This window comes from Nocardia sp. NPDC024068 (assembly GCF_040638875.1).
Classification (GTDB): Bacteria; Actinomycetota; Actinomycetes; order Mycobacteriales; family Mycobacteriaceae; genus Nocardia.
The window spans coordinates 62150-74967 of the sequence record NZ_JBEZYU010000007.1 but is presented as its reverse complement, the minus strand read 5'-3'; the positions used below and the strand labels follow the sequence as shown (position 1 = coordinate 74967).

Genomic DNA, 12818 nt, shown 5'->3' with positions numbered 1-12818 from the left:
TGAAAACAGTTGTGAGAGTGGAGGAATCGTGCGGATCGGTGTGATGATCGGGCCCGAGCGTGGCGATACCGCGCGCAAGGCCGCCCGGATGGTCGACGACATCAAATGGGCCGAATCGGCCGGGATGGATACCGCCTGGATTCCGCAGATTCCCACGGATTTCGACGCGCTGGTCACGATCGCGCTGCTCGGCGCGGCCACCGAGCGGATCGAACTCGGCACCGCGGTGGTCCCGCTGCAGGCGCAGCACCCGGTCGCGCTGGCCCGGCAGGCGCTCTCGGCGCACGCGGTGGCCGGTGGCCGGCTCGCCCTCGGCATCGGCCCGTCTCATCACTGGATCGTGCAGGACATGCTCGGGCTTCCCTACGAGAAGCCCGCCGCCTACACCCGCGACTACCTCGAGGTCCTGAACCCCGCGCTCAACGGACCCGGGACGGTACAGGTGTCCAACGGCAGCTTCACCGTGGACAATCCGCTGGACCTGGGGCCGGTCGCACCGCTGCCGGTGCTGGTCGCCGCGCTGGGCCCGGTGATGCTGCGGATCGCCGGGGAGCACGCGGACGGCACCATCCTGTGGATGGCCGACGAACGCGCCATCGCCGATCATGTCGTCCCGCGCATCACCAAGGCCGCCGCCGATGCCGGGCGCGGGGCCCCGCGCATCGTGGCCGGACTGCCGATCTGCCTCTGCGCCAACGCCGATATCGATACCGCGAAGCAGCGCGCGAACCGGATTCTCGGCGAGGCCGAAGTGTCTCCGAACTACCAGCGGCTCCTGGAACAGGGCGACGCCCGCGACATCGGCGATATCTGCATCGCCGGTGACGAGGACGCCATCGCCGCCGGTCTGCGCCGCTATGCCGAGGCGGGTGCGACAGATCTGTCGGTGCGGTTGCTGCCCATCGGCGACAACCGCGACGAACTGGTGGCCTCCAAGCGCCGCACCCGGGAGATGATCGCGGATATCGCCAAGGATCTGCGATGAGGCGCTACCTCCGCCGACGCTTCGGCCGCCGCGGACCGCATCGACCGTCTACGAGGGGGCTTCGATGACGGCGGGGCCGCTGGCGGGGATCCGGGTGCTGGAGGTGGGCACCATGCTGGCCGGTCCCTACGCGACCATGATGCTCGCCGACCTCGGTGCCGAGGTCACCAAACTCGAACCGGCGGGCGGCGATATCTCCCGCAATGTCGGCGATTCCTATTTCGCGAGCCTCAATCGCGGTAAGCGCAGTATCTGTCTGGACCTGACCGCACCGGCCGGGCAGGCGCGGCTGGCGGAACTGGCCGCGGATTCCCATGCGCTGCTGGTGAATCTGAAACCGTCGGCGATCCGCAGACTCGGGCTCACCTACGACGCCCTGCGGCAGTACAACGAGCGGCTGGTATGCGTCGCGCTCACCGGTTTCGGGCTCGACAACGGCGACGACCCGGCCTTCGACTATGTGGTTCAGGCGTCCACCGGGGTCGCCGCGCTGACCGGCGACCCGGCCGGACCACCCACCCTGCCCGGCTACTCGTCGGCCGACAACTCGACCGGCCTGACCGCGGCCCTGGGCCTGCTGGCCCAGATCGTCTCGGGCCGGGGCGGCCAGATCGATGTCTCGCTGCGCGATGTGATGCTGTCGCAGCTGAACTATCACGCGGCCGCCTACCTCGACAACGGGATCGAACCGCAGCGGCGGCCGCACGGCGCACATTCCTATTACGTTCCGGCCCAGTTGTTCCCGACCGCGGATGGTTACCTCGCCCTGTTCGTCACCCACGACGGATTCTGGAAGTCGTTCTCGAAGGAAGCCGGGATCACCGGATACGAGGCCATGGCGGAGCGGGCGGCGAACCGGGCCGAAGTGCTGGAGCTGGTGACCGGTGCCCTGCTCACCGATACCGCTCTTTCCTGGGAGGCGCGGCTGCGTCCGCTGGGCGTTCCCACGGCCGCGGTGCGTACCCTGCCGCAGGCGCTCGACGACACCCCGGAGATGGTGGTCCGGGCCGGTGACCACCGGCTGGTCGCCTCACCCATCCGGGTATCGGACTGGACGCCGGACTACCGGCCACCGCCACGGCTGGGTGAACACGGCGGTACCACCGAATAGGCGGTACCCGCCCCATGGCCTGCGCGGGTCAGCGTCCTGCCGGTTGCTCGTCGGCGGCGGCCGGACACCAGGGCGCGGCGGCCGTGGGCCGGTCCGGGTAGTCGCCGCAGTAGGCCAGGATCTGGCGGACGACCTCCCCGTTTTCGACCCGCAGCACGGTCACGGGCTTGTCTTTGGGCACGTTGGGCCGCGGCGGCACGCCGTAGTGGAAGGTCCCGGTGACGCCGGGAAGTGCGCCCAGTTCGCTGATCTGCGCGGTGACCGCCGCCAGCCGCGGTTGCCCCGGTGCGGTGCGGTTCAGTTCCCGGACCGCGGTGAGGTACACCTGCGCGCCGTCGTAGGACAGCGCGGCATGCCCATCGAGGGATCGTTCGCTTTCGGGTTGCTGTTCGAAGAAGAAGCGTTGTCGCAGCGAGTCGTAGAACCTGGTCGCGATCGCGGCCGGCTCGGAATCGGTGATGGGAGCCGGGGCGAACGAGATGAAGTAGTACGGCACACCGGCGATGGCCTCACGTGACCGGGCTACCGGGTCGGCGACATGTTTGGTGACATCGTCGGCGCCGATGATGGTCGTGTCGAGGTGCTCGCAGGTCGCCGCTCCGCGCAGGAATTCCCCGAAGTCGGGCACACCACGTCCGGAGAAGAAGGCGACACCGTCACCGGTACAGATATCTGTGCCCGCCTCGAATGCGCTGCCGAATGCGCGACCGCCGTCGGCTTTCGCCTCCTGGGCGGGCAAACCCGACGGGGTGAACGATATCTCCTCCACCCCGAATCCGAACTGTTCGAACCAGTACCGGAGGTCGTCGCGCAAGTTGGCGCTGTAGAGATCTTTCTCGTCGGCGGAGGTATAGATCCGGACACGCTTCGCGGTGGTCAGCGAGTTCGCGGCGAATCCCGCCGCGGTGGCGGCTTCCCGGCGGTTCTGCGGTGCCACCTGGATGAACAGCGGATTCCGGTCGGCCAGCGAGTCCAGTGACAGTGTGGTGGCCACTATCGGGATACCGTGCCGGGCGAGCACGTCCACGGTGTCCTGGGTCGCCTGATTGCTCATATTGAAGCCGACGACACCGACGAGGGAAGGGTCGTTCCGAGCTGCTTCGATGATCTGTTCGGCGAGCTTCGGGCCTTTGGCCGTGCCACGGCCCGCATTGCCGATCAGAATACGAATCAACGGCTCATCGGGTCCGACGGCGTCGATCTGTTTCCGCTGTGCGACGACCAGGCCCTCCAGGCTTTCCCGTTCGGCGGTCAGATCGGCGGCGGTACCGCTTCCGTGTTTCGGCGCGGTGAGTGCCTGGAGATTGACCAACGTGAAGTAAGGCCGCTCGGGATGTTGTTCGTGCAGATCCGCGGTCCAGTCGTTCTGGTCTTCGAGGGTGTCCAGAACCAGTTGGATCTGGTCCTGGACCACCTGATCCCGGGCAGGCGGCCGGAAGAAGTTGTACGAGCCGTCGGTCAGGCCGATGCACTCGTCACCGTCGAGGACGACGGTCGCGAGATCGGTGCCGCATTCGTTGTCCCGATCCGGATAGACCAGCACGACGGCGACCGCGGCGCAGACGACGGCGACCGTCGTCGCCAGGGCGCCGAGTAGTCGTTTCGTCCGCCGGGGGCGGGTGATTCGCATCCTGGGCGGGGATTCCTGGGCGGGATTCGGGAACAGCGGCTCGTCGGCGAGATCGCGACCGTCCTGCTCGGGCGAATGCACCTGGGGGCGCGGCGCGTCCCGGACCTGGCGTAGCCGTCCGGTGATGAGCCGGCTCACCTGACGCAGACTCATCGCGCCCGGTTGCCGGGGATCGCCGTAGTGCAGCACATCGAGCAGCGCCTGCCCGAACAGCGTGAAGGAATCGTGGCTCGCCAGCTGGGCGGGGTCCTTGGAACTGGAGGCGCACAGCAGGGCGACTCTACCCGATCCGCCGCCCGCCTCGAGTGTGGTCACCTCCTCGAAGGTGTCGTCCAAAACGTCGTCCTGATGGACAGCGTCGAGTTCGTAGTCGACGGCTTCCTGCGCTTTCGCCGACGCGACCTGCTGGACTTCGCTCTGGAAATCGTTGACGGCGTGGGCGGCGAAACAGGAATCGAGGATGACGATCCGTGAACTCTTGGGGGCGGTGTGCTTGAGCGTGCGCGCCAGGGCCTGCACCCGCAGGCTGGTCTCCACCGGCGCGGGCTCATGGGTGTCGCGCAACAGGAGGCAATAGAACCGCTGCGCTTCGAAGAAGGCGCCGTGCCCGATATAGGCGACCAGGACGAGCATGCCTTTGCCGTGGCGGCTGCGGGTACGCCGCATATGCAGCTCGAGAAAGGTCTTGATCCGATCGAAATGCTCCACCGCGGTGCTGTCGCTGTCGAACAGGTCCAGCACGTTCTCTTCGGAAAGTCCGAGGCCGTCCTTACCGGTCAGATAATTGGTGAGTCCTTTCGCGGTCCGGCTGAACGCGGTGGCGGCGGTGAACCGGTCCAGCCGCGGCCAGCTGCTCGCACCGCAGATGACAGCGACCGTCCGGTTCGGGTCATGCATGATCGTTACCGGAGAGGAAATCGCGCAGTATCCGCTCGTGACGATCCGTCAACGGGCCCTTGATGTGCACGGTCTCCCCGGTATCGGATCGGCTCAGCCGCACACTGGCGTCGTATCTGCGTGCACCCCATTTGAACAGCTCGCGAACGAGCAGAACCACGGCAGGTTGCGACAGCACGATCGTCAGGATGGTCCCGAGATCCTGATTGAACTCGTTGTCCCGGACCCGCGCGGTGGATACCTCCGGTACGGCCCGGCGGAGGCTGTCGGACAGGTCGGCGCACAGCTCGTCCGCGGTGGAGAGATCGACATCGGGAAACGAACACGTCACCACGAATTCGCCGCTACTGGTCATTCTCCGCCCCCTATTACCCTGGTCGGGAACAGGTTACACTGCGCGCCTTCCGGCACATCTCGTGACAGTGGTGTGGTTCCCGGCCGCGCCGGTTGCGAATATCGATGGGGCGCTTGTTCATAGGAATAGAAGGCCCGCGAGGATCCTCGTGGCTCAGTGGTCCGGGGGCAGTGAGTATTCCTGTTCCGGACGGCCCGCCTGACCGTAGCGCAGGCGCATCCGGAGTGCGCCGGCGCCGACGAGAGCGGTGAGATGACGCTGAGCGGTGGGGCGGGAGACGCCGATGGTATCGGCGACCTCGCCCGCGGACATCGGCCGTCCGGAACTTCGGAGTGCTTCCAGAACAAGGGTTTTGGTGGGCGAGGTGACCGGCGGTGCCGGGCCGGGCGCGGGCGCCGGGCGGAGCGCGGCCAGCGCGGCTTCGACACGGGCATGGTCCACCCGGGAGTCCGCCAGCAGCCGGCGATAGCGGGCGTATCCGGCCAGCCGGGAACTCAGGGCGGCCGGCGGGAAGGGTTTGACGAAGTATCCGAGCGCTCCGGCCCGGAGTGCCGCACGAACGGTTTCGCTGTCCGAATCGGCGGTGAGAACCATGGTGTCGCAGCGCATTTCCCGCACCAGTTCGACCCCGTTACCGTCCGGGAGATAGACGTCGACCAGGGCGAGATCAGCGGCGAGGTCCACGTGACCGGTCCGGGCGGCCGCCACGGTCGACAGGGTTGCCACCACGGTGAAACCGGGGACCGAGGTCACGATATCGGCGTGTAGGTTCGCGATCCGGAAATCGTCCTCGACGATCAGCACCCGCAGCGGCTCGGCGCTCATTCCGCGCTCCGCACTGTCAGGACGCCGGGGATACGGGCGACGAACTCGGCGCCCCGCAGGACCGCGGTACCACCGCTCGGACTCGACAACAGGACATCGCCCCCACGGGCCCGGGCGAGCTGCCGGATCAGGGCCAGCCCGACACCGCGCCCGCCGGGCACGGTGCCCGGCTCGCGGGTGGAGGTCCCCTCGGTGAAAATTCTGTCGACCAGTTCCGGCGCGATTCCGGGCCCGCTGTCGGCGACCACTATGTACAGCGTCGATTCCTCCTGCACCAATTCCACTTCCACCCGCTTGACCGGATCGCCGGTACCGGCCACGGCGTCGAGGGCGTTGTCCAGGAGATTCCCCAGAACCGTGGTGACGTCGACCGGGTCGATCAGGGTGCCCGCCACCGAGGTATCCGGGCCGAGGACCAGTTCGGCGCCGCGCTCGCGGGCGTGGGCCGCCTTGGCCGCGAGGAAGGCCTGCAGGTACGGGTCCGCGACGGCGTCGATACCGGGTGCGGCGGCGCCGAGTGGGCCCGATCCGAGGACATCGTCGATACAGCGGGTGGCCTCGCCGATCCGGCCGCGGTGCAGCAGACCGCTGAGCAGATGGAGTGTATTGGCGAATTCGTGACGCTGGGCGCGCAGCACCGTGCTCATCGATTGCACCGCGTCGAGCTGGCGGGCCAGCGCTTCCACATCGGTGCGGTCCTGCACGATGAGCACCGCGCCCAGATCGCGGCCGTCGCGGCGGACCGGGCGGGCCACGACGACCACGACCCGATCGTGCACGGTCGCGGTGGTCGGGCGGGATTCCAGGGTGCCGAACAGCTCCAGCACCCGCGGTGTCAGGCCGATCTCGGCGATCGGGCGTCCGGTGGCAGGGGTGATACCGAGCAGCCTGACGGCCTGGTCGTTGACGAACGTGGTGCGCCCGTCGGAATCGACGGCGACGACGCCCTGGCCGATCCCGTGCAGGATGGCGGCCTGCCCGCGGACCAGCTCCGCCAGATCGGCGGGTTCCAGGCCGAGGGTGAGGCCGCGCCAGCGGCGGGCCAGCAGCAGGGCGCCGACGACGCCCAGCAGGAGCCCGGCCCCGACGACCGGCACCGCGTTGCGCAGATCGGGGGCGAGCCGGGTGGCGGTCGGTTCGATGGCCAGCCGGACATCCACGGTGCCGGCCTCCCGGTCACCGCCGAGCGCGCGCACCGGTACCCGGGCCCAGGCGGTGCCGTCTTCGGTGCCGTATTCCTCGGCGGCGGCCGGACCCGGCGGTCCACCGGGTGACACCCGGCTGGCGGGTAGGTCCGGCCCGGCCAGGACGATGCCGCGTTCGTCGGCGACCACGATCGAGTCCGCGCCGGTCCGCGCCCGGGTCGCGGCGACGGTGCCCTGAACCCGCACCGTGGCCGGGTCCGCCTCGATCCGGCCCAGCTCCGGCAGCGGTACCGCCGAGGCCCGGGTGACCTGCTCCCGCACCCCCGGTTCGGCGGCGACCACTTGCGCGATGGCCAGCGCTCGCTGACCGAAGCCGGTCCGCAGCCGGGTATCGCTGCGTAACGCCCAGATCGCGAACGCGACGACGAAGGCCAGCGCGAGAACCAGGACCTGCAGCAGCAGGACCTGGGTCCGCAACCGGACGGTCCGGAATCGCGCTCTGACCATTTGTGCACGATAACGTGCGTCCCCGCCGGTGATCACAATGCACACAATTTTCGTTTCGACTGTTTCGTCCATAGCGCACGGAAACTTGTGGTGTGGTCGCCGCCACGGAATTCTCGTCCCGTCATGACTCCGCGTGCGGGGTGACGCGCGCGGTGCGCGACGAGGGCAGGCCGCGACGTTCCCGGCGCGCGGATGTGTTCTGTCCAGTGAATAGGTGGTGTCGGCGATGACAGGCGGTAACGGCGTGGAAATCGATGGCGCCGGATCTGATTCCGGCGATCACCACCACAAGATCTCGCGGCGCGGGATCTTCGGTATCGGAGCCGCCGCGCTGGCGGTCACCGCGGTGGGCGCGTCGGTGACCGGGTGCGATTCTCCGGGCGCCGACGACGGTGCCTTCGCGGGGGTGAGCGACCCCAGTGGTCATATCCTCGACCAGCATCGGCGGGCGGCCGAAACACTGCCCTTCTCCGATACCGCGGACTTCGCCGACGCCGATCGGGGCTGGATCGGATCGCTGGAACCGGGGGTCGTGCGCGGCGCCGGCGACAAGGTCGTCTGGGACAACGATTCGTACGGCTTCCTGCGGGAGCCCTGCCCGTCGTCGGTGCATCCGAGTCTGTGGCGCCAGTCCGGGCTGGTGGCCCGGCAGGGACTCTACGAGGTGGTCCCGGGGATCTATCAGGTGCGCGGCCTCGACCTGTCGAGTATGACGCTCGTCGAGGGACGGGCCGGTGTGGTCGTGATCGACCCGCTCATCTCCCGGGAGACCGCGGCCGCGGCGCTGGGCCTGTACCGGAAACACCGGGGCGACCGCCCGGTCACCGGGGTGATCTACACCCACGCGCATGTCGACCATTTCGGTGGTGTGCTCGGCGTGACGAACCCGGAGGAGGTCCGGGCCGGACGCTGCCCGGTGCTGGCGCCCGCCGGGTTCCTCGAGCACGCGGTCTCCGAGAACGTCTACGCGGGCCCGGCGATGAGCCGCCGCGCCGGCTACATGTACGGCGCCGCGCTGCCCCGCGGCCCGAAAGGCCAGGTCGGTTCCGGGCTTGGGCAGACCACATCGGTCGGCACCATCGGCCTGATTCCGCCCACCCGCGATATCACCCGCACCGGGCAGGAGGAGACCGTCGACGGGGTGCGGATGGTCTTCCATCTGACCCCGGGTACCGAGGCCCCGGCCGAGATGAATTTCTACTTCCCGGACCACCGCGCGCTGTGTATGGCCGAGAACGCCACCCATACGATGCACAATCTGATCACCCTGCGCGGTGCCCAGGTCCGGGATCCGCGGATGTGGGCCGGGTACCTCACCGAGGCGATCAACCTGTTCGGCCACTCCGCCGAGGTGGCCTTCGCCTCGCACCATTGGCCGACCTGGGGTGCGGACCGGATCGTCGAATATCTCTCCCTCCAGCGTGATCTGTACGCCTACCTGCACGACCAGACCCTGCGCCTGATCAACCAGGGCTATGTCGGCAGTGAGATCGCCGAAATGCTCGAGCTGCCGCCCGCGCTGCGCGACGCCTGGCACACCCACGGTTACTACGGTTCGCTCAGTCATAATGTGAAGGGCGTCTACCAGCGGTATATGGGCTGGTTCGACGGTAACCCCGCACATCTGTGGGAGCTTCCGCCGGTGGAATCGGCCACCCGCCACGTCGACGCGATGGGTGGTGCGGACGCGGTGCTGGACAAGGCGCGCACGGCCTATCGCGACGGGGACTACCGCTGGGTGGCGCAGCTGGTGAACTATGTGGTCTTCGCCGATCCGGCGAATACCGCGGCCAAACAGCTACAGGCCAGTACCTTCGAGCAACTCGGCTACGGCGCGGAGAACGCCACCTGGCGCAACTTCTACCTCTCCGGCGCGACCGAATTGCGCAACGGCTCCTTCGGTACCCCGACCAGCACCGACAATGCCGGGCTCAGTGCGGCGCTGACGGTCGAGATGGTGTTCGACGCCATCGCCGTCCGGGTCGACGGACCGCGGGCCTGGGATCGGCGGATGCTCATGGACTGGCATATCCGCGACGAGCACCGCACCCATCGGATGGAACTACGCAACGGCGTCCTCGTGCACTACGACCTCCCGCCCGGGCCGTCCGGTCCCGTCCCCGACGCCTCCTTCGATCTGACCAGAGCCACGCTGCTGCGGGTGGTGCTCGGCGGCGGTGATTTCGCCGCCGCGGTCCGCTCCGGAGATATCCGCTTCACCGGCGATCCCGCGCTACTGCAACAGCTCAACGCACTCCTGGATGCTCCGGACCCCGGCTTCGCCATCGTCACGCCCTGAGTTCGGGCCGCTACCGCCTGGCTGCCGTCGAGCAAGGGGCGGACGGTCCCCCTCGGCCCGCGGCCCCGACGGAATGCGGCGGTGCGTGAGCAAGTCCGCGTGAGAGCGTGGATTCTTCGCTGGTGCCTACGATTACGATGGAAGTTGCGTGCTATCTTTTGCCCACAATCGCCGGCCGGGTCGGTATCACGCGACCGGGAGCCCGGTGGACCGCTACTAGGGGTGTGAGGACGCCGGCGGATGAGAATCCAACCGAGAGAACAGATTCTGGGAATCTGGAAGGCGATGGTCGACGCCTGCTGGGACGGCGAGCAGTGGCAGTGGGGCGGGATCCGCTCGGTCAACTCGATCAGCGACTCCGAGCAGTTGCTCTGTCTGCTGTATCCCGCCACCGAAATCGACGTGTTCGCCCTGCACGATCCGGACCGCATCGAGAAGGACGTGCAGGCCGTCCTCGAACCCATCGGCGGCACAACACGTATCGGTGCTTTCGTGGTGTCGCTGCTGGCGTCCTATATCGAGAACAATTCCGCCGCGGACGGGCAGCCGATCTTCGCCGGTGGCAGCTATCTGCGCTCGAGCGAGGACCGGCCACCGACCGAGGCGCAGCAGCGGCTCGATATCGTCGACTCCTATTCGATGTCACTGACGCTGTGCATGGCCGGCCTGCGGTTCCTTCGCGATTACCGGGCCCGTGTCCGGCCCGGGGCCTCCACCGTGCAGATCGAAGAGCTGTCGGCCCGTCTCAGTGACAGGCTCACCGCCGCCATGACCGGTCTCGTCCGCAGCTTCGTCGTCAACACCTTCCGCCCGGGCTCGGCCGAGGGGCAGGCGGTCCTGCGCATGCTGAACCAGTCCGGAGACACCGAGCGAACGGTGCTCGCCGGGATCCGGACCGGCCTCGCGCGGGTCCGGGCCCGCCTGCGCAGCGATATCGCGCTCGGGCAGGACAAGGCGGTCGAGGAACTCGAAGACGATTCCCTGCTCTTCGAGTGCGGCTGGACGTGGGGAATCGCGGACGACGCCTCACCCGTCGATTTCGTGACCGCGCCGATCGCGGATGCTCCCGGGGTGGCCGAGTCACGGCCTTATCTGTATTTCACCGTCGTCGCACTCGACGGCATCAACGACCTGGTCTCCCCGCGTGCCGGTGAACTGGGCCTGCTCGACGAAACCCAGCACCGGCTGGCGCAGGCGCTGCGCACCCGCTGGGAATTGACCCAGCGCTACTGGTCGAACGTGGCCCGGTTCGGGGAAGGTCGCTGGCCGCTGGAGGACATTCCGTGGGAGACCTCCGACGGTGAGCAGTCCGACTACTACAGTCTCATCGTTTCCGCCGTGCTGATCCAGGATCTCGTCGCCCGGACGGCTTCCGATGACGACTTGACCAGGGCCGTGGCGATTTTCGACGAGCTGGCGGGCCGGGGCCGGATCATCCGGCGTCCGATGCGCGGCGATCCGGCGGTGCAGTTGCATCAGCCCGGTGTCCTGCTCGCCCTGCGGGGCACCGAGGAAGTGGACGGCGGCCCGCCGCTGCAATGGCAGGTATCGGACTTCGCGGCGGTACTGCTCAAGCGGACGATGCAGGCGGCCCGCCTGTCGAACAACGTCGCCGCGCGAGACAAGCTCATGGAGCTGTCGAAGGCAACCATGGACCATCTCAACGCTCGTATTCTGCGCGAAGGCGCGGTCGGCCTGTGGGACGACCCCGCCGGGGCGTTCGCCGGGCATCGGGAGAACGCCGAGACACGGCCGTCGTGGTACATGACCGAGCGCATGATCGAGTGTTTCGTCGCCGCGGACCGCACCTACCGCGAGCCGCCACCGAATTGGCCCGATCTGCAGTCGATGGCGCGGATCATGCTCAATACCGCCGAACACCGTTTCGACCAGGAGATGCTCGGAGTCAGAATCGACGACTATTCCGACAACCGGGAGGCGCTGTACGCCGTCGAACGCCATATCGACGAAGCCCGGCGGCTGATCCGGGAGGACGCGGCGACCGCCTTCGTGCACACACTCGACGCGCTGCGCGAACTCGACGAGCTCGCCGCGGGACGCCGGGACGCGACGAGGAACATGTGATCCCATGATCGTCTTCGCGACATCCGACAAGGGGGGCACCGGGCGCTCGGTGACGAGCTGCAATATCGGATACCGGCTGTCGTCCAGGGGCAAGAGGGTTGCCTATCTCGACTTCGATTTCGGTTCACCCACCGCGGGCGCCCTGTTCGAACTCGGCGGCTACGAGCGCGGGGTCGCACCCGAATTCGATCGTGATGCCGGTGCCGGCCAGGGTGTCGGTCTGCACGCGTACCTGCTGGGAACGGGCGGCGCACCCGCCCGCATCAACGTCCGCGACCGGACCGACCGTGAGGATGTCCGGCGCAGGCGTGGTCGAGGCGGGCAGTTGGTGCTGTTTCCCGGCGATCAGGGCGGGGGAGAGTTCGACCGGCGCTGGGACCCGGAAGTGGTCGAGCGCTGCGTACGTCTGCTGCACACGGTGGACAAGGAATTCGATCTGTCGATCGTCGATCTCAGTGCGGGTCGATCCATCGCACTGGATATCGTGCTGAACGCCACCGCGCAGGGAGTACTGGCCGCGCGAACCGTGCGCTGGCTGGTATTCCACCGTTGGACACGGCAGCACATCTATGCCGCGAGTGGTCTCGTATACGGTTCCCACGGACTACTCGATTGCGGTGAACGCGCCGGGCACGATCGAGACGAACTGCTGAGCAATATCCGCTTCGTGCGGACCGCTGTGCCCCAGGTCGACCGAATCCGCGGGGGAGCGGCGCCGCAGGCCGCGTGGTTGCACCGGCAGGATCGAATTCTGAACGAACTCGCCGGTGAGTTGCAGATCGGTGCGAGTTCCCTGCTCGGTACGATTCCGGTCGAGCCGATGCTGCAGTGGCGGGAGCAATTGATCCTCGACGTCGACGTGCAGAAGCAGATCGCCAATCGCTCGACCGTCGAGGCTTTCGATCATCTCGGCGATCGGTTGCTCGATCCGCGCACATGGGTTCCACTGAACTAGGCAGCCGTCCCGAATCATTCGACC

Annotated in this window: 9 protein-coding genes; 5 read left to right on the top strand and 4 right to left on the bottom strand. The window is 67.7% G+C overall.

Annotation, left to right across the window (positions count from 1 at the left end):
- Window positions 1-28 precede the first annotated feature (28 nt).
- Together AB0F41_RS09890 and AB0F41_RS09885 are read left to right on the top strand one after the other, a co-directional pair.
- A complete protein-coding gene (locus AB0F41_RS09890; protein WP_357422399.1) occupies window positions 29-985 on the top strand; it encodes an LLM class F420-dependent oxidoreductase in 957 nt (318 codons plus the stop codon).
- Window positions 986-1049: 64 nt separating this feature from the next.
- Window positions 1050-2096 (top strand): CoA transferase, encoded by a 1047-nt coding sequence (locus tag AB0F41_RS09885; protein WP_357422398.1) that lies wholly within the window; start codon window positions 1050-1052, stop codon window positions 2094-2096.
- A 28-nt stretch (window positions 2097-2124) separates the two neighbouring features.
- Here the strand turns inward: AB0F41_RS09885 and AB0F41_RS09880 are convergent, their stop codons facing one another.
- The 4 genes from AB0F41_RS09880 to AB0F41_RS09865 form a co-directional block, all read right to left on the bottom strand.
- On the bottom strand, window positions 2125-4623 hold the full coding sequence (locus AB0F41_RS09880; protein WP_357422397.1) for a hypothetical protein: 2499 nt from the start codon (window positions 4621-4623) through the stop codon (window positions 2125-2127).
- A complete protein-coding gene (locus AB0F41_RS09875) occupies window positions 4616-4978 on the bottom strand; it encodes a hypothetical protein (RefSeq protein WP_357422396.1) in 363 nt (120 codons plus the stop codon). Before AB0F41_RS09875 ends, AB0F41_RS09880 begins: the two co-directional genes overlap by 8 nt.
- A 153-nt stretch (window positions 4979-5131) precedes the next feature.
- Window positions 5132-5803: a response regulator gene (locus tag AB0F41_RS09870; RefSeq protein WP_357422395.1), complete on the bottom strand. Its 672-nt coding sequence runs from the start codon at window positions 5801-5803 to the stop codon at window positions 5132-5134.
- On the bottom strand, window positions 5800-7455 hold the full coding sequence (locus AB0F41_RS09865; RefSeq protein WP_357422394.1) for an ATP-binding protein: 1656 nt from the start codon (window positions 7453-7455) through the stop codon (window positions 5800-5802). The genes AB0F41_RS09870 and AB0F41_RS09865 overlap by 4 nt, the downstream gene beginning before the upstream one ends.
- Window positions 7456-7681: 226 nt before the next feature.
- Between AB0F41_RS09865 and AB0F41_RS09860 the strand changes: the two genes are divergently transcribed.
- The 3 genes from AB0F41_RS09860 (at window position 7682) to AB0F41_RS09850 (ending at window position 12794) form a co-directional block, all read left to right on the top strand.
- Entirely contained in the window at window positions 7682-9754 is a 2073-nt protein-coding gene (locus AB0F41_RS09860) for an alkyl sulfatase dimerization domain-containing protein (RefSeq protein WP_357422393.1), read from the top strand.
- 240 nt (window positions 9755-9994) lie between these two features.
- On the top strand, window positions 9995-11839 hold the full coding sequence (locus tag AB0F41_RS09855; RefSeq protein ID WP_357422392.1) for an SCO2524 family protein: 1845 nt from the start codon (window positions 9995-9997) through the stop codon (window positions 11837-11839).
- 4 nt (window positions 11840-11843) lie between these two features.
- Window positions 11844-12794, top strand: coding sequence for an SCO2523 family variant P-loop protein (locus AB0F41_RS09850; protein ID WP_357422391.1), 951 nt, complete (start codon window positions 11844-11846; stop codon window positions 12792-12794).
- The last annotated feature ends 24 nt before the right edge of the window (window positions 12795-12818 follow it).

What these genes read in the sequence shown, in the direction of transcription:
- AB0F41_RS09885 (WP_357422398.1), top strand. Translation starts at nt 1,050, where the DNA reads ATGACGGCGGGGCCGCTGGCGGGGATCCGGGTGCTGGAGGTGGGCACC.
- AB0F41_RS09880 (WP_357422397.1), bottom strand. Translation starts at nt 4,623, where the DNA reads ATGCATGACCCGAACCGGACGGTCGCTGTCATCTGCGGTGCGAGCAGC.
- AB0F41_RS09875 (WP_357422396.1), bottom strand. Translation starts at nt 4,978, where the DNA reads ATGACCAGTAGCGGCGAATTCGTGGTGACGTGTTCGTTTCCCGATGTC.
- AB0F41_RS09870 (WP_357422395.1), bottom strand. Translation starts at nt 5,803, where the DNA reads ATGAGCGCCGAGCCGCTGCGGGTGCTGATCGTCGAGGACGATTTCCGG.
- AB0F41_RS09865 (WP_357422394.1), bottom strand. Translation starts at nt 7,455, where the DNA reads ATGGTCAGAGCGCGATTCCGGACCGTCCGGTTGCGGACCCAGGTCCTG.
- AB0F41_RS09860 (WP_357422393.1), top strand. Translation starts at nt 7,682, where the DNA reads ATGACAGGCGGTAACGGCGTGGAAATCGATGGCGCCGGATCTGATTCC.
- AB0F41_RS09855 (WP_357422392.1), top strand. Translation starts at nt 9,995, where the DNA reads ATGAGAATCCAACCGAGAGAACAGATTCTGGGAATCTGGAAGGCGATG.
- AB0F41_RS09850 (WP_357422391.1), top strand. Translation starts at nt 11,844, where the DNA reads ATGATCGTCTTCGCGACATCCGACAAGGGGGGCACCGGGCGCTCGGTG.